Genomic DNA, 24,075 nt, shown 5'->3' with positions numbered 1-24,075 from the left:
TTTCTCAGCGAGCCTGCTAATGGTAAATGGTTTATTGATTCTTGCGTTAATAGCGTTTGTGGTTGTTTATTGGCGCTGGCCTGATATTCAAAATCAGCTTTGGCAAAAAAAGTACCGAGAGTACCGTCTTAATGAGCAGCAAAAATCTTTATTGCTGCGTTATATGCCAATTTATCAAAAAATGACAGATGCTGATCGCGCTAAACTTGAGCGCCACATCGTTTGGTTTTTAAATGAAAAGCGCTTTATTGGCTGCGATGGTCTAAAGCTTAACGATGCTATGAAGCTGATTGTTGCAGCGGATGCCTGCGTTTTAGTACTAAATAAACCTTGGCCTTTATATAAAAATGTTAGAGAAATTTTATTATACCCAAGCGCCTATTACGCTCCGCAAACCTCACGTGATAATGCTGGTTTAGTCAGCTACCATAATACAGTTCGTCAAGGTGAGTCTTGGCCTGGTGGTACACTGGTTCTCAGTTGGCATGATGTACTTGAAGGAAATCGCTTACCAAGTGATGGCCATAACTTGGTGTTTCATGAATTTGCACATCAACTTGATCAAGAAACGGGTAAAACAACGGGTACTCCGTTACTAAAAAAAGCGGCTGATTATAAAGAGTGGGCGAGAGTGTTTAGCCGTGCTTTTAATCAACTTAAAACTCATGTGGCCTATAGCATGCCCCATGTTATTCACAGCTATGGCGCAACCAACGAGGCTGAATTTTTTGCGGTGATCACCGAAACGTTTTTAGAAAAGCCTAGTGAGCTGCGCCATTATGACCCTGAGATTTACACTATGCTGGTGAACTATTACCAGTTTGATCCAATTAAATGGCATTAACCGCCAATTTAAGACGCTTTATCAGATATTGCTGGTAACTTGCTGTGCTTTTTGTTGCAATCATATTAATAAACAACAAAAACAAGCGAGAATTCGATGAAAAAACTACTGCAAACAGCATTGGCTGTATCAGTATCGTTAGCACTTTATTCAAATGTGCATGCTGCAGATAATGCAGATGATAAAAAATGGCAAGTAGATTCGCCACAAGGTCAGTTTGTTGATGCGGCGATTAACGTGAGCCAAGGCACATGGATGAACGTTGATGTGAGTCCTGATGGTGAAACCATTGTGTTTGATTTACTTGGTGATATTTATACTATGCCCATCAACGGTGGCAAAGCCACACAACTGACATCAGACATTGCATGGCAAATGCAACCTCGCTTTAGCCCTGACGGTAAACGCATTGCGTTTACCTCAGATCAAGGTGGCGGTGACAATATTTGGGTTATGGATGTGGATGGTGAAAATCAAACCGCTGTTACCGACGAAACCTTTAGATTACTCAATAGCCCTGCTTGGAGCCCAGATGGCGATTATATCGTGGCACGTAAGCACTTTACTGCAACACGCTCTTTAGGTGCAGGTGAAGTATGGCTTTACCATAAAGCTGGTGGTAAAGGGGTTCAGTTAACAAAGCGAGCTGATGATCAAAAAGACTTAGGTGAGCCAATGTTTTCACCTGATGGTCGTTATGTTTATTTTTCTCACGATGCAACACCAGGTAAAACCTTCCATTACTCAAAAGATTCTGTTGCCGGCATCTACAAAATAAAACGTTTTGACCGCCAAACAGGTGAGATTGAAACTATTATTCAAGGTATGGGTGGGGCAATTAGGCCAACACCGTCACCGGATGGTAAAAAGCTTGCGTACATTAAGCGTGATGACTTTCAAACCAGTTTATACGTTTATGACCTAACCTCAGGTAAACACACTAAACTGTACGACAAGCTTGAACGTGATATGCAAGAAACGTGGGCGATTCACGGCGTTTACCCAACGATTGCATGGACACCAGATAACGACGAATTAATATTCTGGGCTGGTGGTAAAATTAACAAGCTTGATGTTGAAGATAAATCAGTCGAAAACATTGCTTTTAATGTCGAAACCAATAAAAAAATTCAAACCGCAGTGCGTTTTACACAAAATATTGATAGTGATGAATTTGACGTAAAAATGCTGCGTAATGTGCAAGTCTCGCCTGATGGTGAAACCGCTATTTTTGAGGCGCTTGGGCATATTTATAAACGTGATTTAGAGTCAGGGAAAATTAAGCGTTTAACACGCCAAGATGATCATTTTGAACTGTTTCCACAGTTTTCTCGTGATGGTAAAAAAATTGTTTATGTCACCTGGGATGATAACGAGCAAGGCAGTGTTCGAGTTGTATCTACGCGCAGTGGTCGTGGCGATACCATTACACAAGAGCCGGGTAAATACGTTGAACCTACATTTAGCCCTGATGGCAAAACTGTGGTTTATCGTAAAGCGTCAGGCGGCGGCATATTAAACCCTGATTGGTCATTACATCCGGGGATCTATGCAGTGAGTAGCAAAGGTGGAGAGCCTGAGTTAATTACGAAAAGTGGCTATCAGCCGCAGTTTGGTGCGACCAGTGACCGCATTTTTGTTATGAGTCCGTGGCCAAAACCGAGTTTAAGTGCAGTTGAGCTTGATACTAAAAAAGTACAAAAGTTATATGAATCAAAGCATGCGACAGAGTTTAGAGTATCACCTAATGGTAAGTACTTAGCGTTTGCAGAGCGTTTTAAAGTGTTTGTTACACCGCTTGTTGAAAATGGTAAGAGCATAAATATCGGCCCGAAAGACAGTCAGTTCCCTATCGAGCAGCTATCAGTGCGGGCAGGTGAAAATATTAGCTGGAGTGCAAACAGCGATAAACTTTATTGGACTTTAGGCCCGGAACTTTATCATGCCAGCCTAGCAGGTATTTTTGATATTAACCAAGCTGAAGATGCCGACTTTAAAGTGAAAAGCGGTGATAATATTAGCTTTAGCAAGAAGATGGCAGAGCCTAAAGGTATGTTTGCGCTAACCGGTGCGCGTATTATTACTATGCAAGGTGATAAAGTCATCGAAAACGGCGTACTGATCACTGATGGCAAACACATCAAAGCACTTGGTAGTGCAGATAGCGTAACGATTCCTAAAGGTGCTGAAGTTATTAACGTGGCAGGTAAAACCATCATGCCAGGTATTGTCGATGCTCATGCTCATGGTTCGCAAGGTAGTAACGAAATCATACCGGAGCAAAATTGGAAAAACTTAGCTGGATTATCGTTAGGTGTGACAACGATTCACGATCCATCGAATGACACCACAGAGATTTTTGCCGCCAGCGAAATGCAAAAAGCAGGCACTATTGTAGGGCCGCGTATTTTCTCAACGGGTACCATTTTATATGGTGCAAATATGCCAGGGTACACCTCGCATATTGATTCGTTAGATGATGCTAAGTTTCATTTAGAGCGCTTAAAGAAAGTGGGCGCGTTTAGTGTTAAATCATATAACCAACCACGACGTGAGCAACGTCAACAAGTTATTGAAGCTGGGCGTGAGCTTGAAATGATGGTGGTGCCAGAAGGTGGCTCATTATTACAGCATAACTTAACCATGGTGGTGGATGGTCACACAGGGATTGAGCACTCGATCCCAGTGGCAAATATTTATGATGATATTAAACAGCTTTGGTCACAAAGTGACGTAGGCTACACTCCTACTTTAGGCGTTGCCTATGGTGGTATTTGGGGTGAAAACTATTGGTATGATAAAACCGACGTGTGGAATCACCCGCGTTTAAGTAAATTTGTGCCTAAAAATCAATTGCTACCGCGCTCTATGCGCCGAGTTAAAGCGCCCGATCATCACTATAACCACTTTAACAATGCGCGCGTAGCTAAAGAGTTACAAGATTTAGGCGTATTGGTGAATTTAGGTGCCCATGGACAACGTGAAGGTTTGGCGGCTCATTGGGAAATTTGGATGTTTGTGCAAGGCGGCATGTCCCCACTTGAAGCGCTACGTGCAGCGACACTTGATCCTGCTAAATACATTGGCCTTGATAAAAACATTGGTTCACTTGAGGTAGGAAAGCTTGCTGACTTAGTGGTTATTGACGGCAATCCACTTGAAAACATTCGTGATACTGACAAAGTTGACTACACCATGATCAATGGCCGTTTATTCAACGCTGCGACCATGAATGAAGTAGGCCAAAAGCAACGTGATAAACTGTACTTTGAACAAAAGTAGTCACGCTACTTAGTGGCCATTATTGGTAATAAGCGACGAGAGTCGCTTTTACTTAACCGTATGATTGCCATTATGCCAGACATAAAAAAACCGCTTGTTAAGCGGTTTTTTCATTTAAAGTAGTTTACTTTAAATCACACTACACCACGCGGTAGGCGGCAGTCGTGATCTTTTTCTGCTAAGTAAACAATCCAAAGCTCTTCGGCTGTGTAGCCATCTTCGCTTGCTGTTACTACAGTAAATGGTGCTTTTTTCTCAGCTGACTTTACTGGTGCGGCAGTTTTCGTTTTAGTTTTTTTAGCTGGCGCTTTTGCAGCAGGTTGCTCAGCAGTTTTACCAGATGTAAGCTGCTCAGTTAATTCAGCTACATCTGCAAGGCGTAAATTTTTGCCGCCGTCGATGCTGTACCAACCCGGTTTAGTCGTGATTTCAGGTTTCTTACCATTGGCAGCTTCATATGCTGCTTCAAAGGCATTTAACACTTCTGTTTTGTCTAGTTTGCTCATCAGAGGCCCTATACGTTGTATACACAGATAAAGAATACACATTTATACCTAGTTTTAGCGAACTTTTCAATTTTTTGCGATTTTCCTTCCATTTTGTCTGCATAAACGCCAGAATTTGCACAAAATCTAATGTAGAGGTGGCAGATAATTATGCAACGTCGAGAATTTAACCAATTATTAAATGAGATCTTAAAACCTGATTCTATCAAAGATTTTTGCCCGAATGGGCTACAAGTCGAAGGAAGTGAGCAGATCAATAAGATAGTCACTGGTGTGACCGCCAGCCAAGCGCTTATCGATGCGGCGATTACCCATGGCGCAGATACTATTTTGGTACACCATGGCTATTTTTGGAAAGGCGAGTCTCAACCTATAACGGGCATGAAAAAACGGCGTGTTGGTGCGTTATTAGCGAATAATATCAATTTGTTCGCTTATCATTTACCCCTTGACGTACACCCAGTGATTGGCAATAACGCGCAACTTGCTGAGCTTCTCGATATCCAGTGGGAAACAGGCCTAGAGCCAGTTAACAACAGTGTGGCTGTTAAAGGGCGTTTAAAAAAGCCAATGATGGGTGAGCAATTTGCACAAAAGATTGCTCAAGTGCTTAACCGTGAACCATTAACGAGCTTGGTACGTGATGAGCCAATTGAAACCATTGCTTGGTGTACGGGTGGTGGCCAAGGCTATATTGACTTAGCTGCAAGCCAAGGCATCGATGCCTATTTAACCGGTGAAGCATCAGAGCAGACTATTCATAGCTCTCGCGAGCAAGGCATTGATTTTTTTGCAGCAGGCCATCACGCAACAGAGCGTTATGGAGTCAAAGCGCTTGGTGAGCTGTTATCCCAAGAGCACGGCTTTGATGTGACCTTTATTGATATAGACAACCCGGTTTAAGTTTTAATAAATATTACAGCGCCTCTGGGTTTATCCAGCGGCGCAGTGCTATCCATGTTGAGCCAATAACTTCGTGCCAGTGGCCAGTCACCGCCTTTAATGCATAAACACTCGGTATGTACTGCTTATGTGGTGGCCAAGCGCTAAAATCATAGTAATCGGTGGCCGCAGGGAGTACATCTACACCTTGTGCGTTGAATAGATCTTTGGCACGTGCCATATGGCTGGCAGAAGTAACTAAAGCGACTTTAAAATCAACTAATGCTGGGGCTAAAAATTTAGCTTCATCTGCAGTATCCATCGCTGATGGGTTTTGCTTAATACGGTGTGCGCTAATTCCCAAGCTTATAGCTGTTTGCTGCATTAAGCGACTGTTCGTCGTATTACCAATTCCACCGCCAGACACTATAAGCTGCGCTTTTGGGTATTGATATGCCAAACGCAGGCCTTCGACTAATCGGCTTTTTGCACAGTTGCCAAGTTGACTGTTAGCCGTTAACTGTGGATTAGGTATTACGTCACAGCCAAGGACTACAATTTTATCTAGGGTCTTATGTTTACTGACATTAAAAGTATAGTTTAACTGTGCAGTTGGAGAAATTATTTTTTGGGCAACAAAAGGGGTGCTGATCAGAAGTAGTGTACTGATGCATAATAACCCGAGTAGTGAAGTCAATTTATGAGTGCGAAGTGTTAGTACAAAGCATATTATGCAAATCATACAAAATAGGGGCAGGGGCATCAGCATTGCGCCAATTATTTTTTTAAGTTCAAACATCACAGTAGCATTGATAACAAGATTTATGTCTATGCTACTGTGAATGTTTCAATTTATCGACCGTTATTTAGTTTGCAGGTATTTAAAAAGTGGCGGTAAACAGGGTTATCTTTCATATTCTTTTTCATCGCCAAATACATTGGGCGAGTAAGCCCTAATGCCCCAAGCGGGATCGATTTAATCAACCCTTGACTCTCATAGGGTGTCACAAGCCAATCAGGTAGGGCGGCAACCCCCATTCCTGCACTGACTAATTGGAAAATCAAGAGTCCTTGGTCAACTGTTTTTAAGGTGCCATCGAAGCGCGCATTTTGAATAAAATGCTTAAATATATCTTGGCGCTCTCGAGGGATAGGGTATGAAATAATAGTTTCATTTTTTAAGTCAAGTGCTGTCACATAGGCTTTTTTAGCAAGTTCGTGATCTGGAGCGACAATTAGCTTAAGTTTAAAATCAAACAAGTGTGCATATTCAAGTTTATCAGGTTCGCGGATATCAGACGTTAGTACTAAATCTAATTCTTCATTAAGTAAATCTGGGATCGCGTCATAACTAAAGCCACGCTCATAATCAACTTTTATATCCGGCCAAAAGTTATTAAATTCTTTAATTGTCGGTAATAACCAATGAAAACATGCATGGCACTCTACACTCAGGCGCAGTTGCGAAATTGGTTGATTAAGGCTTTCTTTTAACCGGCATTTAGTTGCTTCAACTCTTGGTAAAACTTCGTTCGCTAATTCTAATAGCAACATACCTTGTGGTGTAAAGCGAACCGGTTGAGTTTTGCGTTCAAATAATTGGCAATCTAATTTATTCTCTAAATCTTTGATCTGGTGAGATAAAGCAGACTGAGTTAAAAATAGTTCACGGGCGGTATTCACCAAAGAACCGGTCTCTTTTAATGTGGCTATGGTCTTTAAGTGTTTTACATCAATCATCTTTAATAATTCTCATGGAAAAAGTGAGGTTCACTCAGATTTTAAACATACTACGCTTTTATTTGAGATGCTTCAACGTCTAGATGGCTAAAATAAGTGGTTTATTTTACTTAAATTTCACAAGCAAACTATAGCACTATATTTGACAGCGCTGTCAATTTGTTTTTAGTATTTTAACCTGTATTCACCTATGAATTTACCTCAAGTTGAAACTATGCTTTTAGCGTTAATAGTATGTTTGTTAAAATGAGTAGGATACGGAGGGAGCTGTTAGTGAGAGAGAATCTAAGTAACCTGAATTCCGGTTGAAATATGAACTGATATATTGATATTAAATAATAAATGTATTTCAAGAGTTCAGACTAAGTAGATAAAGAAGCAAGGGAGAATACCTAGCAAACAATTGGGAGGGTTGCTTGCTAGATTCTCCTGCAATAAGCTAATTTAAAGCTTTGTGTTTTCTTTTTTATGCTGTTGTTTGGGTACTTTAAAGACCATATTAGCTGAATGCTTTAATAACATAATATTGCCAATGATAATGGCTAATACAAATACAATAATTAAAATATGCCAAAGCTGCATTATGTTCTCCCAGTGTCATCTTTTGTGAGTCTAACAAATGACATGTAAGTTAGAAACGTTTAGCAATCGACAAGGAAATAAAATCAAGCCCTGGGTTGGGTCGTTTGAAACCTGCATTAGAGTAGTGTAAGTACCTTAGTGCCGCTTTAACCTCGCCGAAGTCAGCCACAAAGCCAAATCTATCCTCAAATTGATAGTGTGTACTTACATTTTTACCTGCAAAGTAAGTGTCGTTAATAAGCGAAAAGCCAATCCCAGCTTCGACTGCTATTGGAATATTGTTGATATGCCCAATAGGGTATTGAAACACGGGAGAGACCGCTAATACTAAGTTGGTCTGATGGTTTTTTTCGGCACCATATTGCCAAATATTAACACTTGATTCCAAATAAATATGTGTATTGCTTAAAATCGATTGCAGCTGCGGAGCATGATATTGATAAGCGAGTTTTAACCCTTTTACATCACCTTCCCCTTGTACATAGTCAAGTGCGTAGCCGTGATTTGAAAGTGCCCAGCTGATGGAGCTAAAAGCAACAGAGGCAAGTATTAAAATAGTTTTAAGCGTTTGTTTGTAAAGCATTAGATATGTCCGTTACGCAAATTGATATTTAAACAATAGGGGCGCATACAAGGTGAATTCAAGCGGCAAAAAATCAGCTTCATTGTGGGTTTACCAAAGTAGGGCAGTAACAGATTGATTATGAAGAGGTATTTATATTGGTGCTTAAATGTCACTAATAAATTGCTGTTTTGTTTCTTTTTGTTGGCAGTGAAAACAGGTAAATTACACCTAAATATTTGCAGGAGACACACAATGACTTTAATCAATCGCTACTTACTTATTTTTCTTGTTCTATTTAGTAGTTCACTACTTGCTAAAACGCAGCAGTCGCCGGTGCAACTGTTATCACAGGTAGGGGATCAGCTTTTTAGTGAAATAAGCAAAGTAAATAACCAAGGCACTGCAAGCAAAGCTGAGATGACAGCTATTGTAGATAAGTATTTAATGCCGCATATGGATGTAAAGTTCGTGTCTTATAAATTACTTGGTAAACATATAAAGGGGATTGACCGCGCCCAAGCTAAAGCGTTTATTACCGCAGTTGAACATTATTTAAGTACTACTTATGCAGGTGCGCTAATGAAGTACACCGGACAAGAGATAAAGTTTGAAGATGACTCAAATTTAACTAAAGGTGATTTTGCTACAGTAAAAACACAGATCATAGATAGCAGCGCCCCAACGATTGATTTACATTTTAAATTACGTCAAAGCAAAGATGGGAGTTGGAAAGTGTATGATATTGTTGCGGAAGGGATCTCGTTACTCAGTGCGAAGCAAAAAGAAGTCATTCAACGCATTTCAGAGGTCGGTTTAGATACAGTCACCACAGAGCTAAGTAATAAGTAACTACATTAAGTCTCCAACCTAAAACGACAAGTAACGTAAGTTGGTTGTCGTTTTCTATTATTCTTTTAAAATCACATTGTTTAGGCTAGCGCGTTGATCTGGGTATGCTAGAATGAGCCACGTATTTGAGCTAGATATTAGGTTATGCTCAAGTAGCAAATAGTATTAAGCGCAGTGTCAGTTTAGGGTTGTTATAACTATGCACTCACTTATTTCCCACGCATTTTAAACACTGGAGTTGTGTTGATTTAATGGAAAATGTACTCATTTGGCCGAAAGAATACCCGCTGTTAGTCAAAGGACTCATCGAGCAAAACGGGGCATTCATTTTAGACGCTTTAGAAGCTTGGCCAGCTTGTCGCTCCACTGAAGAAGATGATGGTGTTTGTACCACTGTATTACCCCCCATTTATTACCTTACATGGTTGATGCCATTAGAGCCGTTTGAAGAATGTTTTTTTCAACATATTAGTGAGTACGACGAAGACGCTCAGCAGTATATAACGGCTGTAAAAGACTATTACTATGAAAATGACTATACCCCAGAAAGCCTCGTTTTATTATTGTGTCAACGATTAGAAAAGTACGCCAGTATTGCTGCTCAGGCTGCGATCAATACTCCACTTTCATTGATTGGTCATTTATTTACCAAACGCTATTTTACAGTTATTGAGCACGCATTAAATGCAGGCAGCAAAATCAGTGCTGAAGATGCATTAGCAATTTGGCAAGAAGTTGATTTTAGAGAACGCTTTAGCCAGTTTGTCCCAGAGTCTGTGGGTGATGTGAAACGGTTAAGTGAATTAGCAGCCGAGAAAGTAGCGGGGGGCAAAGATTACTTTACCTTACTAACGCAAGTTTCTCCTGATGTAGATTCTGCAGTGTTACTTGAGCAAGCTTTGCTTGCACACTTAAGCTTTGATACCGCTAAACAAACCATGGCGATGCGCTTTATTGAGCAAGGTGCAACAGGCACATTAAGTGACGAAAATAACAAAACCGCATTTATGTGGGCGGTTGAAAAAGGTTATGTAAATTTAGCTCAGACATTACTAGATAAACAAGATAAAAAATTAACGGATAAATTAGGTAATACGGCATTACATTATGCTGTTATTGCTAAAAATGAGCCGCTAATGGTGTTGTTACTTAAATCAGGCTACGACTTTAGGGTACGTAACAATGAAGGTCTCAGTTGTTACCGACTCGCTGTTAGTTTAAAAGCAACCCAACTGGTTAAATGCTTAGAGCGTGATTTTGGTATTAAAGAGCTGTCGCCCGATGGGCAATTCGCCCGAATCAAGAAAGTGCATGCGTTACATGCGTTTGTAACTTTATTATTGCCGCTACAATTATTCTTCTTCTTTGACGAAACACTGGCAATAAAAAGCGAATTAACACTGAGCCTAACTATGTTGTCGGTCATTTGCTTCTTTTTTGCCATGAGTTTAAAGCGCTGTGCACTGTATCCTCATATCAAACACCCATGGGGTCTATTTGTGTTGCGCTGTTTCTCTTTCTTAAGCTTGATAGCTCAGTTAGGGCTTGCCAGTATTGTTGCATTAGCAACTTTAAGCGAATTAGTTTAACTTCGCAGAGGTGATAAAAAACGCGCTATTTAGCGCGTTTTTTGTTTGGAATTAGGATTAATCTTTGTTGTGCTCATGGGCGGCTTTTTCTTCTGCAAGTTCTTCTTTGAGCTTACGTATTTTGAGGCCTAACTCTTGACCACGATGACGGGCATAATACGTACAGCCGATAAACATGGCACTGGCAAATAACAACTCGAGTAACACCCAAATAAGTTGTTCTTGCGCTACCCAAAGTAATGTGAAGCCATGAATAAAGTAAAACATGACAATAAAGTTTGCCCATGCATATGTGTAAGGTTTATCTTGCAAAATACCCTTTAAAGGTAAAAGTAAGGGTAAGATATAAACTGCAAAGATAAAGCCGTTACTGTGACCCTCACGGGGAGCAATTAAAAAAAGCCACACAGGCATAAGTATTAATAGACCAAAGTAGCCAAACAGGGCAATACGCTGAAAACGTAACGTTAGTGCTTTTTTTGCAGTGTTGGTCGCGGTGTCTGTCGTCATTTAAGTTTACTCGTAATGTTTACTAATCGGTGGCCAACACTTTGGCAAATTTTTATTTCATCTTTGCTTAATTGACTACTGTTATTGGCACCAGCAACGTGGCTTGCGCCATAAGGAGTCCCGCCGGTTTGGGTTGCAAGTAGTTCCGGTACTTCGTATGGTACGCCCATTAACATCATGCCATGATGTAACAGTGGTAATGCTAAGTTAAGTAAGGTTGCTTCGTTACCACCATGCATACTGCTTGATGACGAAAAAACACACGCGGGTTTATCAATTAGCTGGCCTTTAAGCCATACATCGCTAGTCGTTTCCCAAAATGCTTTCGCTTGTGAGGCCATCATGCCAAAACGGGTTGGAGTACCAAAGGCCAGGCCATCACAGTTTATGAGATCGTCTTTACTAATAACAATATCTTCAGGGTTTTTAACGACAAAAGTACGTAGTAAGGCGATACCACCTTTTAACTCTATGGCTTCTGCAATTTCATGTGCCATAGCTGCAACAGAGCCATGGCTAGAATGATAAAGAACAACAATGGTTGGTTGCATTAAAGTACACTTAAGACGTTTTCAGGAGGACGACCGATTGCGGCTTTATTGTTGCTCACGACAATTGGTCGCTCAATTAATTTAGGGTTTTCAGCCATGGCTTTTATTAGTGCGCTTTCATCGGTTTGTTCTTTTAAGTTTAGCTCTTTATAAATATCTTCTTTAGTGCGCATCATATCGCGTGCTGAACTAATACCTAATTGTTTAATAAGTTGGTTTAATTGTTCAACGCTAGGCGGAGTCTTTAAGTATTCGATAACTTCAGGTTCAACAGAATTTGCTGCAAGCAGTGCGAGAGTTTCACGAGATTTAGAACAACGAGGGTTATGATAAATAAAAACTGACATAATAAAATCCATTAACTAAAGTAGGGCTATTTTAGGGGAAGTAGCGCGAGACTTAAAGTCTCGCGAGTTCTTTTTGCATTTGTCTGTATTGTGTAAGTAAGGCTTTTAGTCTTTGTTGTTTAACTAGCTCTTGTGGTTCGACAAAATTTAATGCTTTTTGCACTTCATCGGCTGCTTTTAAATAAGCGCCATATTGTGCAAGCACGTCGGCATTGGCTTCATGGTAGGCCGCGAGGTTATCTTGTTTTTTGTAAGTATCAGCGAGTAGCTGCTTGGCTAAGTTATGGTCAGGTTTTTCAAGCAAAAACGACTTTAATAACTGCTCTGCGACAGTATATTGCTCTGCTTCTAAAGCCGCATTGGCGTAGTTTAATGTGATGACTTGATTATTGGGGCGGGTATCATGAAGATCAGCTAAAAATGTAACTGCTTCATCAGCCTTTTTTTGCGCTATAAGTAAGTCTGTGTGGGTATCTATATAAAATAGATTTTTAGGATCAGAGGCAAGAAGAGGCTCTAAAATTTCCGCTGCATCATCGACCTTTTTTTGATCAAGTAAGCTGATACCTAAACCATATTTAAGTGCGGTAGTATTATAAAAACTGTTCTCTTTAATCAATTTTCGGAATAAGCTTTCAGCATCCTCTGGCTCATGGTGGTAGCGGGCAACTACTCGGCTCTTAGCTAAGCTAAATTCTAAACTTGTTGGGTACTGACGTTTCTCGTATTGTTGCGCACGTAAACGTACATCAGATACCCTAGATTCAGGTAAAGGGTGAGTGAGCAAAAATGCAGGCGGTTTATATTTGTAGCGAATTTGAGCGGCAAGTTTAGTCAAAAACTCACTAGAGGCATAGGGGTCAAAGCCTGCATTATTGAGTGTTTGCATGCCGATGCGGTCAGCTTCTTGCTCCGCCGAACGACTATGAGTAAGTTGGCTAAAAGCAGCCTGAGTTTGGTTTGCTGAAATAATCGCAATACCAGCGTCAGGTGAAACAACGGTGGCCAAAATACCCGCAATCATTCCTGCAATTGTCAGCGCACTATTATCTTGTTGTTGCTGGATCCTGCGCGCGAGATGACGCTGAGTTACGTGAGCAATCTCATGCCCTAACACGGAAGCAAACTGGCTTTCATTGTCTGACTGTGCCATCAAGCCAGTATGTACCCCAACATGCCCACCATAAAAAGCAAATGCATTGATTTCAGGGTTGTTGATCCAAAAAAATGAAAAAGGAAATCGCACATCATTGGCGTTTGCAACTAATCTTCTTCCCAGTGTGGTTAGGTATTCATCAAGCACTGGATCGCTAATAACCGGTGATGAACCGCGAATTTGCATCATCATTACTTCACCAATTGCTTGTTCTTTTTCAAGTGGTAAAGCTTGTAGTGCAGATGTGCCTAAATCTGGCAGTTTAAAATTAGTTTGCGCCTTTAAAGGCTCACTGCTGAGTACGCTAATGGTAAGTAGGGTACTTATTGCGGTGATAAAGGCTGATTTTAATCGCATTTTATTCCTTGTTGATTGTATCGCCCAGCATTATTTTTGCTATATCAATTTCGTCGCTGCACGCACGGCTGTCTTTTTCGCATAATTGATAGAAATCCTTTATTGTGACCCCATCTAGCTTTACTATGTTCAATTCTCTTTGTAAAAAAGTAATAATCTTATGGACTGTTTTATGGGCGTGTAAAATTAAGGCTTTATCAGCTTTATCACCCCGTTCAAAATAAAAGCCAATAAACTTATGTAATTGATTTATTCTGATCAAATTTTTCATTGTGACCGGATCCCATACTTTAAACTCCATAAAGCGGTTGTCTTTTACATATTGGTCTATGGTGACTTCTTTAGCGTAGGGGAGAGCCCAAAGCTCGAAACCACGGTCAGTAAATATTTGATGAAGCGCAATGCGTGGCTTATTTTTACAATGAATTTCACCATTTGAATCTTCATATCCATCAAGGATATCTAAGTTCCAATTACGTTTGTCAAGCAAACGCTTAACTGCGTTATCAAAGCCATGCTCTAAAATGCCTTCAGACTCGCTCACTGAAGATGCAACCAAATGATAAAAAGGAGGCAACTCTCCCCAGTTTATTTGCTTTTTATACCAGTTAATCTCTTTTAAAGTTGGATTACTTGGCAGTAGCGCTTTATTATGCGTCCCGGGCATGAACATATCCTTACAACAATTTATCTAGTAAGGATAAACTATTGCGCAGTGGGTTTTAAGAAAAAATTGTAGATTAAACTATAAGACCTTTAGTATGAGACTTTTTGTGCATTTTATAGTGGGGGATGATGGGGTATGTTAGAGCATGATCTACGAACATTTATTTGCCCGCAGCAATTTATTCAATTTAAGTTAGGCTTAAAACAGGCAAACTGTAACAAGCAGTCGATTAAATTTATTTTATCATTAGAGCAATCTACGTCAGATATAGAACGTTTTTTGCAAAAGCATCACTATCAATACAAATTAGAGCAACAGCAAGGGCTGTTATTTGTGGAGCCATTACGTGTTTGAATATGTAAAAACTTGGTACGAGCGAAAATTTTCAGATCCTCATTCGGTCACCTTACTATTTTTGTTAATTGCGCTTATGGCGCTATTTTATTTCTTTGGTTCGTTTATTGTGCCAGTGTTAGTGGCATTGGTTATCGCTTACTTACTTGATTGGCCTGTTGCGCATTTAGAGCGTTTAGGTTTTCGCCGATTTAGTGCTACAATTTTGGTGATGTTGGTATTTACCAGCGTTATGTTGACTCTAATTATCGGCATGGGACCTGTACTTTGGCAGCAGGCGAGTAACTTAGTACAAGAGTCCCCTCATATGATTGAACAGGGCAAAGCTTTTTTACTGCATTTACCTGAAGATTACCCTAGTTTGATTACCGCTGAGCAGGTGCAGACAGTGGTCAGTAATGTTGAGGACAAAGTTATTGAGTTTGGTCAGATTGCATTATCAGCCTCATTGACTTCGTTGAAAGACTTAGCGGCTTGGCTTATCTATTTAATCTTAGTGCCACTGTTGGTGTTTTTTATGCTTAAAGACAAGCTGGAACTAACAACCAGTGCGGAAAAATTGATACCTAAGCAGCGACGCTTGATTTTACAGGTTTGGCACGAAATGAATCAGCAAATTATGAATTATATTCGCGGCAAAGTATTTGAGATCCTCATTGTTGGCTCGGCCTCATTTATTGCGTTTACAGTGTTAGACCTACGTTATGCAGCATTGCTTGGCGTGCTGGTGGGGTTCTCGGTATTGATCCCATTTGTGGGTGCCGCCTTGGTTACTATACCTGTTGCAGCAGTTGCTCTATTTCAATTTGGTTTAGAGACACAATTTTGGACCATTTTAATTGTTTACGGCATTATTCAAGCCTTAGATGGTAATGTATTGGTACCGTTATTATTTTCTGAAGCTGTTGATTTAAATCCGGTCTTCATTATTGTTGCAGTGCTCTTTTTTGGTGGGTTATGGGGATTTTGGGGGGTATTTTTTGCAATCCCATTAGCTTCATTAGTGAAAGCGCTGCTCAATGCATGGTCAACGAAACATGAAGCGCAATTAATAGAACATAACTAATAGTCATAAATCGTATAAATAACGCATCTTAGAGATTAATTGATTATTACGCAGCGCATAAAATTTATGTAGAATGTGTTATAAGATATATCTTTTAGTAATATGGTGCGTTTTTTAATGTCTGATCTTTTACTTTCAACTGATTCAACATCACAAATTTACCTTGATGCAAACGCAACAACGCCCGTGTTGCCTTGCATTGCAGAGGTTGTTTCCCATACGATGCAAATTTGCTTTGGTAATCCATCGTCTTCGCACATTACTGGTATTCAAGCCAAACATTTATTAGAACAAACTCGTAATCGAGCGCGAGCAGTGATTGGTGCGCATGATGGTGATATTTTATTTACCTCTGGTGCTACGGAAGGTATTCAAACTGCAGTTGTTTCTACGCTAATAGCCGCAAAAAATCACTCGATTGATAAACCGGTTTTACTTTATGGCGCAACTGAGCATAAAGCCGTGCCAAATACATTAATTCATTGGAATGAAGTCTTAGGGATCAATGCGCAGGTTCTTGCCATACCCGTTTCCAGTGAGGGTATTTTAGATTTAGATTTTATCGCATCGCATGCTGACAAAGCATTGATGATATGTACTATGGCGGTGAATAATGAAACGGGTGTCTATCAAGACTTAGCAGCAATAGAGACAGTAATTCGTGCAAAAAACACGGACGTTGCTTGGATGGTTGATTGCGTTCAAGCATTAGGTAAGACAGCCTTAGAGCTCAGTACAACAACCATAGACTATGCGCCGTTTTCCGGGCACAAATTATACGCTCCGAAAGGAATAGGTGTGCTCTATATTCGTCAAGGAAGTGCTTATACTCCATTTATTGCTGGGGGAGGGCAAGAAAGTGGCATGCGCTCTGGCACCGAAAATTTACCTGGTATTGCAGGTCTTAATAAACTTTTTAATTTGTTATTAGATGAGACAGATGACACGTTTAAGCCTGTCAACGTGTTGCATAATTACCGAGAAAAATTACACAATGCATTACAGTACACATTTGGTAAATTGACGTTTAATCATAAATTTGAAAACAGTGTTCCTACTACGCTTAACTTCTCTGTTAACGAGTTGAGTAGTAAAGAAGTAATGGACTTATTTGATGCAGCAGGCATACGCATTAGCGGTGGCTCAGCGTGTAGCTCAGGAGCCAGTAGAAGCTTTGTTTTAGATGCAATGGGGAAGTCTAACTGGCAAAGTGAAAATGCTTTACGATTATCATTTGGACCAGCCACCACGCAAACGGATATTGATTTTGCTTGCGAGCGCATTCGCTCTCTTAAATCTATTTTGCAAGCAAACTGTCTAATCGTGTCAGATTCTGAATCACCGCAGCAAGAGGCTTGTGCGCTTGGCTTAACGCAGTACCGTCACCAAGGGGCATGTTGCTGGTTATATGTAACGAGCCAACGCCAAGCATTGATAATAGATCCAATTGCAGAGTTATTACCGCGATTAGAAAAAATAGTCACTACACAAGAGCTTCAGGTCGTTGCTATTTTAGACACTCATGCACATCAAGATCGTATGTCATCTGTTGAGTTATTTAATGCCGCCTTTTCGGCACATTTAAATTTTTGTGAATCAGATCCGTTAGGTTGGCCGGCGAATGTGTCGGTTATCGAGTTGGGGGAGACAAGGTTAGAGCGGCTGGCGACGCTAGGTCACAGTGTTGATAGTTTAAGTTATTTGTTGCGCTGCAATAAAACAGAGAAAGTGCTTTATTGCTTTTGTGGTGATTTACTTTTACCTGCTGGGCTGGGTAATACCTGTTTGCAAGGCGGAGATGCTATGCAAATGGCAGACTCGCTCAATAAACTGCAGCAAAGGTTATCACCTGATAGCATAATTTGTTCAGGCCATGATTATCAGCAGTGCTTTGCAATCACTTGGCAGGCACAAATACAGCAAACGCCGCTGCTAGCTGATCTTGTTAAAAACCATATAACAATGACTGAATTTGCACACAAAAAGCAAATCAGTGACATTGAAGACAAAGGGAAATTCGAAAATCTATGTGGTTATGCTACACAAATAGACACTGCATCGCCTTTGCAAGTAGATGTTGCGCACGCAAAAAATTTACTCAGTAATGCAAACGCTTATTTGATTGATACCCGCGAGCCTTATGAACATGGGGCAAATGACTTACCTGCGTTGTTTGATATAAGCAAACAGCGCGTTATTAATATACCACTGAGCAGAATGGCAAATGCATTAAATGATGGCCAATTGAGTAAATCACAGTGTTATGTTTTATTATGTCGTAGTGGTAATCGTTCGAAACAAGCGGCAGTGAACCTTGCTCAGCTAGGCTTTGAACAGGTTTATAACTTAAATGGTGGTATGGCGTTGGTTTAAAATCGACACGGTTAAGAACTGTGGCGCTCTATCTATAGAGCGCCAAGTCGGGCAGGGTATTTATAATTTAGGGCCTGAGCTGTCTCTTACTACAATAGAGGGCGTAAATGAGGTAATGATGTCTTTATCTTGGTTACGAGCACCCCGTGTTTTAGTAAATAACAAACGCGCTGCATGTTGAGAAATAACATCATTTTCTTGGTGGGCTGTTGTTAGCTTTGGCCAAGTTTGACGCGAAAACGGCGAGTTTTCGAATCCCGTAATGGAGAGTTGCTCAGGAATTTGTATGCCCATTAAACGTGAGGCAAATAGTGCGCCGGCGGCCATTTCATCGTTGCCCCCTAATATTGCACTGATCGCTAATTTGTTATCGTTTGCTAGTAATGTTTTAGCGCCTTCTACCCCCGATTCAAATGAATATTTACCATCGTAAATAAAGTCACTATTTGCAGGGGTATCATGATCAGCAAGTGCTGCTTTATAGCCTTCTAAGCGTTCGCTTGTTGATTTATGCTCTTTATCACCACAAATAAAACCGATGTTTTTATGGCCTAAGGAAAGCAAATGGCTAGTGATCTCATACGCTGCTTTATAATCGTTCACATAAATACACGTATCTTGATCTTCATCGGTTGGTCTGCCAGATAATACACGCACATAATGAATATTTAATTCATCCAACATATTTGTAATACTGCTTTGCTCAGAAAGTGGTGGTGTAAGTACTAACCCTGCTAAGCGGGAGCGTTTGATCATGGTTTTGATATCCTGCTCCATGTTGTCATCGGCGTAACTACACGGGTGAATAACCAGTTCATAGCCTTCATCTTTGCAACGTGATAATACGCCATTTTGCATATCAATGACGTAGTACGCATTTGGGTTGTCATAAACAAGGCCCACAGTAAACGATGATGTACCTGCTAAATTACGTGCAGCTAGGTTAGGTTGATAGTTAAGTTCATTAACAGCCTCCATAACCACATCATAGGTTTTTTTACGCACAGAAGGTTCTTTATTGATTACTCGCGAAACCGTTTTCATCGAAACTCCAGCGAGTTTCGCTACATCATTTATAGTTACTTTCATACAGTTACTTTTTAGGTTGTTGTTTTTGCGTTGCCATGGATATATGAAGCGCTGTGTTTAAGCCTAAACAAGTAGGCCAGTCATTAATTCTTCATCAAGATCAGTTAGTGTATCTAATGTTACATTAAAATAGCAGTAAAATAATTGAGATAATTTTTATGATACCGGTGTCAAATGAGTAAATATGCGGTATTATCTCGATTGTAAAATATAAAAGTAGAAGATTGACAGCGTTGTCATTTTAACTTATCGTTAACCTAATTTGTAGGTTGTTACGCTGTCTTTTCTTTTTACTAGTTTAAAAGATAGTTAAAAATCAGTTTGTTGCAAGTCCAAAAGGGGTGTTTAAAATGAGTTGTCGTTCACAATTAGCTAGTTGGCAAGCATTACAAGAAAGTGCACATAAGATGAAGAAAACTCATCTTAAAGATTTATTTGCCAACGATAGCACTCGATTTGAACAATTCTCTACTCAGATCCCTGGTGTTTTATTTGATTATTCAAAGCAATTGATTGACAGCTCAGTGATGCAAGAGTTACTGGCCTTAGCCCAAGCGTGTGATATAGCTGGCTGGCGAAATAAAATGTTTAGCGGTGAAAAAATTAATATCACCGAGGACAGAGCGGTTCTACACACTGCATTACGTAACCGCCAGGCATCTGCTTTGGTTGTGGATGGTGAAAACGTGAGTTCTGTGGTTAACGCAGAACTTGATAAAATTAAAGTGTTTGTTGAGAAAGTGCGCTCAGGGCAATGGCTTGGTTACACAGGCAAAGCGGTTAAATCGGTTGTGAGTATTGGTGTGGGTGGCTCAAATTTAGGCCCTCAGATGGCAACTGAAGCGCTCAAAAGCTACGCTGACGATACATTAAACGTTCATTATGTATCTAATGCTGATGGTGTCCAAATTGCGTCAGTATTAAAAGAAATTGACCCAGAAACGACTTTGTTTGTTATTTCCTCAAAAACATTTACCACCTCAGAGACCATGACAAATGCAAAAACTGCAGTTGATTGGTTTTTAGAGTCAGCCAATGATAGCCAAGCGATTGCCAAGCATTTTGTTGCTGTTAGTACAAATTTAGAAAAAACGGCAGCCTTTGGTATAGCTGATGAAAACGTATTCACTATGTGGGATTGGGTTGGCGGTCGCTTTTCATTATGGAGTGCGATAGGATTACCAATTGCACTTTATTTAGGCTTTGAGGCATTTGAAGCTATACTTGAAGGCGCGTTTGAGGTTGATGAGCACTTTAAGTCCGCAGAAAATGAGCAGAATATACCATTACTAATGGCTTTATTAAGTGTTTGGAATACCAGCTTCCTAGGCCATGATGCTCAAGCGATATTACCTTATGATCAAGCATTGCATATGCTACCTGCATATTTACAACAAGGTGAAATGGAAAGTAACGGTAAACATGTAAACTTTGCCGGTGATACTGTTAACTACACCACAGTACCTATTATTTGGGGTATGACAGGAATTAATGGTCAGCATGCATTTTATCAATGTTTGCACCAAGGTAATGTAATCGTTCCAGCTGATTTTATTGCATCAGTTAAGCCTCAAATAAATGTCGGCAAGCATCATGATATTTTATTATCTAACTTTTTTGCACAAACAGAAGCGATGATGGCAGGGGTTGATACACAGCAGATTCGTGCAGATTTAGCCGCTAAAGGTAAATCTGACGCAGAAATTGAGCAATTAGTTAACCATAAAATTCATCAAGGTAATCGCCCAACTACGTCAATCTTATTAGATGTGGTAGATGCTAAAGCAGTCGGCCGATTAATTGCCCTTTATGAACATAAAATCTTTTGCCAAGGAATTATTTTAGAAATATGCTCATTTGACCAATGGGGCGTAGAGTTAGGCAAAGGCTTAGCGTCTAAAATTGAAGCCGAGTTACTTGATGATTCTGTAAATCATCCACATGATAGCTCTACACAAGGATTGATGGCTTACTACAAAGCGCATCGCGCTTAACAATATTAGTAATGTGCGTTTTGTGCGGGCATTACATACCAAATACCTTTGAACGGGTAGCGCTGGAGTTCTTAGGGCCTGTATATTTGTGAGAGGATATGCAGAGCCCCTAAGACTCATTTATATCAGCCAACAAGCGAATTCAACAGGCTTTTTCAATTGATGCTAAAGCTGACATCACCTAAACAACAAGAATGTATGCCTGTACTACAAAATAAGTAGTCGACAACAGGGCATAGTAAATGTAGAGAGTAAATTATGCTAAATCCTTTTGATATTGTAATTTTTGGGGGCGGCGGTGACCTTGCACTACGCAAGTTACTTCCTGCAATGTATCGCGCATATCAAGAAGGCAACCTACCACAAGGTTCGCGCATTTTACCGACCGTTCGAGAAGAAAGTAAACGTGCAGAATATATTGAAACCGCGCATGAGGCGCTTAAGCAGTTTTTAGCCAAAGGCGAGTTTAATACTAAAGATTGGAAAGCGTTTGCCACCCACTTAGTACCTGTGGTCACAAATGTCACAGAAGCGGATGATGATTGGGATAAACTAAAAAATATCCTCGATGAAGACGCACAAGATAAATCTCGTGTATTTTATTTATCACTTCCGCCAGCAGTTTACGGTAGCTGTTGTGAAATTCTGTCAACCAAAGGTTTAATCACGCCAACCTCGCGGGTTGTTGTTGAAAAACCAATTGGTTACTGTGGTCAATCAGCTGAAGAGATCAATGCTAAAATTGCTGAGTATTTTTCAGAAGAACAAATCTTCCGTATTGACCATTACTTAGGTAAAGAAACAGTTCAAAACTTAATGGCATTGCGTTTTTCAAATTCATTATTTGAAAATATGTGGGATGCTAAATCAATTGATAATATTCAAATTAGTTTATCTGAAACGGTAGGTCTTGAAAGCCGCGCCGGTTTCTACGATAAAGCGGGTGCTTTGCGCGATATGGTGCAAAACCACTTATTACAGCTGCTATGTTTAGTAGCGATGGAGTCACCTAATAAACTAAATGCAAACAGCATCCGTACAGAAAAACTAAAAGTATTAGAGTCGCTACGCCCTCTAGTAGATACTGATGTAGATGACAATATTATTCGCGGCCAATATGTACCTGGCGATCTAGACGGCAAAATTGTCCCGGGTTACCTTGAAGAATTAAATGAAGGTGCAAGTAAAACAGAGACCTTTGTTGCTATTCGCGCGCACATTGATAACTGGCGTTGGGCAGGTGTACCTTTTTACCTTCGTACAGGTAAACGTATGACTAAGCGCTGTGCTGAAATTGTGGTTGAATATAAAAAAGTATCACACAATGTGTATGGTGATGATGTGGGTAAAATTGAGCCTAATCGTCTTGTGATCCGCTTACAACCAGAAGAAACCATTCAATTGACCTTGATGTCAAAACGCCTTGATAACTTAGAAATGCAGTTAGAGCCTGTCACTATGAATATTGAGTTATCACAAGCATATAGTAACGGTTTTCATTCAGATGCTTATAAGCGATTAATGCTTGATGCTGCTGCAAACAACCCATCGCTGTTTATTCACCGTGATGAAGTACGCCAAGCGTGGAAGTGGATTGATCCAATTGTTGAGCGTTGGCAAGAAAAAGGTAAACCAGCATTATATCGTGCTGGTAGCTGGGGACCTGATGATGCAGATGAGTTACTGGCTGAAAACAACCATGTTTGGTTTAACACTGGCGATAAGGCGTAACCATGGCAACTATTATTGAGAAGTTTTTTGATTCTAAAGAAGAATTAACTGCAGAACTATCAGCCAGTCTTGAGCAAAGCCTTGTATCAGGCATTAATAATGATGGCCGCGCTGTTTTAATGGTCTCGGGTGGTTCGTCACCAGCACCTGCTTACAAGCACCTTTCAAACTTAGAACTTGATTGGAAGAATATTGATGTTGCGATGGTTGACGAGCGTTGGGTCGATGCTAGTCATGATAAGAGCAATGAAGCGTTTATAAAAAGTACCTTATTGCAAAACCATGGTGCTGCTGCAAATTTTATTACCATGAAAAATACCGCTAAAACAGCAAAGCAGGGTAGTGAAGAATGCGAAAAAGCATACCAACAACTCAAGCAAAGCTTTGACGTCACAATTCTAGGTATGGGTCCTGATGGCCACACAGCTTCGTTGTTTCCCCATGCCGAAGGGCTTGAGCATGGCTTATCGACATCACAATTAGTGTGCGCGATTAATGCAATTGAAAGTAACGTGACGGGAAGTATCACTGAGCGAATGACATTAACACTTGCTGCAATAGCGCAATCAAAAGTGGTTAAGCTGTTGATCAGTGGCGAAGAAAAACTTGCTGTGTATAAAAATGCAAAAGCGGGTGGCGATGTTAACGATATGCCTCTGAGGGCTGTATTAAATCATCCAACTATCAATATTGAAGTTTATTGGGCGCCGTAACTTACTATCGAGCGTGACCACTTTCCTATAATGCAGGCTATAAGCCTGCATTATTTTTTCAACTCATAGTGTATTTATTAAACTTAACAATCAATATAAGTGAAAGAGTTCTACTTGGTTATTTGCGCGTTAGGCTCATTGAGCCATAGAAACTTGTAAGTAATAATCTTACTATTTTTATAAATAGCTCAAAACCTCCCTCCAGTTTTAACAAACCCGTTACAGATACAACTATAAACTCCAATAAAAGCGAGTCAATATTGGTTGTAACTTATTGATAAATTTCATTTATCTTGTTCTCTAAGAATTATTTTATTTGCTGACAGAA

General features: G+C 40.1%; 22 protein-coding genes. 11 read left to right on the top strand and 11 right to left on the bottom strand.

Features of this window, described 5'->3' with window-relative positions; all coding sequences use genetic code 11:
* Window positions 1-19 precede the first annotated feature (19 nt).
* Both NQT69_RS03735 and NQT69_RS03730 read left to right on the top strand, forming a co-directional pair.
* Window positions 20-844, top strand: a complete 825-nt coding sequence (locus tag NQT69_RS03735; RefSeq protein ID WP_256826364.1) for a M90 family metallopeptidase — start codon at window positions 20-22, stop codon at window positions 842-844.
* Between the two features lie 96 nt (window positions 845-940).
* Entirely contained in the window at window positions 941-4,126 is a 3,186-nt protein-coding gene (locus NQT69_RS03730) for an amidohydrolase family protein (protein ID WP_256826363.1), read from the top strand.
* A 134-nt stretch (window positions 4,127-4,260) separates the two neighbouring features.
* Here the strand turns inward: NQT69_RS03730 and NQT69_RS03725 are convergent, their stop codons facing one another.
* Entirely contained in the window at window positions 4,261-4,632 is a 372-nt protein-coding gene (locus tag NQT69_RS03725; RefSeq protein ID WP_256826362.1) for a hypothetical protein, read from the bottom strand.
* Between the two features lie 150 nt (window positions 4,633-4,782).
* On the opposite strand from NQT69_RS03725, the gene NQT69_RS03720 reads away from it, so the two are divergent.
* Complete coding sequence (locus tag NQT69_RS03720; protein ID WP_256826361.1) at window positions 4,783-5,535, top strand: Nif3-like dinuclear metal center hexameric protein; 753 nt, start codon at window positions 4,783-4,785, stop codon at window positions 5,533-5,535.
* Window positions 5,536-5,548: 13 nt separating this feature from the next.
* Here NQT69_RS03720 and NQT69_RS03715 read toward each other — a convergent pair whose 3' ends face one another.
* The 4 genes from NQT69_RS03715 to NQT69_RS03700 all read right to left on the bottom strand — a co-directional run bounded on the left by NQT69_RS03715 (window position 5,549) and on the right by NQT69_RS03700 (window position 8,419).
* Window positions 5,549-6,313 carry a YdcF family protein gene (locus NQT69_RS03715; protein ID WP_256826360.1) on the bottom strand — a complete coding sequence of 255 codons (765 nt, stop codon included), beginning with the start codon at window positions 6,311-6,313 and terminating at the stop codon, window positions 5,549-5,551.
* A 53-nt stretch (window positions 6,314-6,366) separates the two neighbouring features.
* Complete coding sequence (locus tag NQT69_RS03710) at window positions 6,367-7,254, bottom strand: LysR family transcriptional regulator (RefSeq protein WP_256826359.1); 888 nt, start codon at window positions 7,252-7,254, stop codon at window positions 6,367-6,369.
* 444 nt (window positions 7,255-7,698) lie between these two features.
* Window positions 7,699-7,836 carry a DUF2897 family protein gene (locus NQT69_RS03705; protein ID WP_256826358.1) on the bottom strand — a complete coding sequence of 46 codons (138 nt, stop codon included), beginning with the start codon at window positions 7,834-7,836 and terminating at the stop codon, window positions 7,699-7,701.
* A gap of 49 nt (window positions 7,837-7,885) precedes the next feature.
* Window positions 7,886-8,419 (bottom strand): acyloxyacyl hydrolase, encoded by a 534-nt coding sequence (locus NQT69_RS03700; protein ID WP_256826357.1) that lies wholly within the window; start codon window positions 8,417-8,419, stop codon window positions 7,886-7,888.
* Between the two features lie 234 nt (window positions 8,420-8,653).
* On the opposite strand from NQT69_RS03700, the gene NQT69_RS03695 reads away from it, so the two are divergent.
* Together NQT69_RS03695 and NQT69_RS03690 are read left to right on the top strand one after the other, a co-directional pair.
* Entirely contained in the window at window positions 8,654-9,250 is a 597-nt protein-coding gene (locus NQT69_RS03695; protein ID WP_256826356.1) for an MlaC/ttg2D family ABC transporter substrate-binding protein, read from the top strand.
* 251 nt (window positions 9,251-9,501) lie between these two features.
* Window positions 9,502-10,839 (top strand): ankyrin repeat domain-containing protein, encoded by a 1,338-nt coding sequence (locus tag NQT69_RS03690; protein ID WP_256826355.1) that lies wholly within the window; start codon window positions 9,502-9,504, stop codon window positions 10,837-10,839.
* 57 nt (window positions 10,840-10,896) lie between these two features.
* On the opposite strand, the gene NQT69_RS03685 is transcribed toward NQT69_RS03690, so the two are convergent.
* From NQT69_RS03685 to NQT69_RS03665, 5 genes are read right to left on the bottom strand one after another with little or no spacing between them, the layout of a single operon-like run.
* Window positions 10,897-11,349, bottom strand: a complete 453-nt coding sequence (locus NQT69_RS03685; RefSeq protein ID WP_256826354.1) for a DUF2069 domain-containing protein — start codon at window positions 11,347-11,349, stop codon at window positions 10,897-10,899.
* The gene (wrbA, locus tag NQT69_RS03680) at window positions 11,346-11,900 is read right to left on the bottom strand and encodes an NAD(P)H:quinone oxidoreductase (protein ID WP_256826353.1); all 555 of its coding nucleotides are present in this window, start codon (window positions 11,898-11,900) and stop codon (window positions 11,346-11,348) included. Before wrbA ends, NQT69_RS03685 begins: the two co-directional genes overlap by 4 nt.
* Entirely contained in the window at window positions 11,900-12,247 is a 348-nt protein-coding gene (arsC, locus tag NQT69_RS03675) for an arsenate reductase (glutaredoxin) (protein WP_256826352.1), read from the bottom strand. Before arsC ends, wrbA begins: the two co-directional genes overlap by 1 nt.
* 52 nt (window positions 12,248-12,299) lie before the next feature.
* Entirely contained in the window at window positions 12,300-13,760 is a 1,461-nt protein-coding gene (locus NQT69_RS03670; protein ID WP_256826351.1) for a M48 family metalloprotease, read from the bottom strand.
* 1 nt (window position 13,761) lies between these two features.
* The gene (locus NQT69_RS03665; RefSeq protein WP_256826350.1) at window positions 13,762-14,427 is read right to left on the bottom strand and encodes a hypothetical protein; all 666 of its coding nucleotides are present in this window, start codon (window positions 14,425-14,427) and stop codon (window positions 13,762-13,764) included.
* Between the two features lie 135 nt (window positions 14,428-14,562).
* On the opposite strand from NQT69_RS03665, the gene NQT69_RS03660 reads away from it, so the two are divergent.
* From NQT69_RS03660 to NQT69_RS03650, 3 genes are all read left to right on the top strand, one after another.
* On the top strand, window positions 14,563-14,781 hold the full coding sequence (locus NQT69_RS03660) for a sulfurtransferase TusA family protein (RefSeq protein WP_256826349.1): 219 nt from the start codon (window positions 14,563-14,565) through the stop codon (window positions 14,779-14,781).
* On the top strand, window positions 14,774-15,847 hold the full coding sequence (locus tag NQT69_RS03655; RefSeq protein ID WP_256826348.1) for an AI-2E family transporter: 1,074 nt from the start codon (window positions 14,774-14,776) through the stop codon (window positions 15,845-15,847). Before NQT69_RS03660 ends, NQT69_RS03655 begins: the two co-directional genes overlap by 8 nt.
* 117 nt (window positions 15,848-15,964) lie before the next feature.
* Window positions 15,965-18,220 (top strand): aminotransferase class V-fold PLP-dependent enzyme, encoded by a 2,256-nt coding sequence (locus tag NQT69_RS03650; protein ID WP_256826347.1) that lies wholly within the window; start codon window positions 15,965-15,967, stop codon window positions 18,218-18,220.
* Window positions 18,221-18,280: 60 nt separating this feature from the next.
* Here NQT69_RS03650 and NQT69_RS03645 read toward each other — a convergent pair whose 3' ends face one another.
* Complete coding sequence (locus tag NQT69_RS03645) at window positions 18,281-19,309, bottom strand: LacI family DNA-binding transcriptional regulator (protein ID WP_256826346.1); 1,029 nt, start codon at window positions 19,307-19,309, stop codon at window positions 18,281-18,283.
* A 350-nt stretch (window positions 19,310-19,659) separates the two neighbouring features.
* Between NQT69_RS03645 and pgi the strand changes: the two genes are divergently transcribed.
* The 3 genes from pgi to pgl all read left to right on the top strand — a co-directional run bounded on the left by pgi (window position 19,660) and on the right by pgl (window position 23,747).
* Entirely contained in the window at window positions 19,660-21,303 is a 1,644-nt protein-coding gene (pgi, locus tag NQT69_RS03640) for a glucose-6-phosphate isomerase (RefSeq protein ID WP_256826345.1), read from the top strand.
* Window positions 21,304-21,561: 258 nt separating this feature from the next.
* The gene (gene zwf / locus NQT69_RS03635; RefSeq protein WP_256826344.1) at window positions 21,562-23,034 is read left to right on the top strand and encodes a glucose-6-phosphate dehydrogenase; all 1,473 of its coding nucleotides are present in this window, start codon (window positions 21,562-21,564) and stop codon (window positions 23,032-23,034) included.
* A gap of 2 nt (window positions 23,035-23,036) precedes the next feature.
* On the top strand, window positions 23,037-23,747 hold the full coding sequence (gene pgl / locus NQT69_RS03630) for a 6-phosphogluconolactonase (RefSeq protein WP_256826343.1): 711 nt from the start codon (window positions 23,037-23,039) through the stop codon (window positions 23,745-23,747).
* Window positions 23,748-24,075 lie beyond the last annotated feature (328 nt).

The organism is Pseudoalteromonas shioyasakiensis (genome assembly GCF_024518675.1).
In the GTDB taxonomy this organism is placed as follows: Bacteria; Pseudomonadota; Gammaproteobacteria; order Enterobacterales; family Alteromonadaceae; genus Pseudoalteromonas; species Pseudoalteromonas shioyasakiensis_B.
This window is presented reverse-complemented; position numbering and strand designations above follow the sequence as displayed.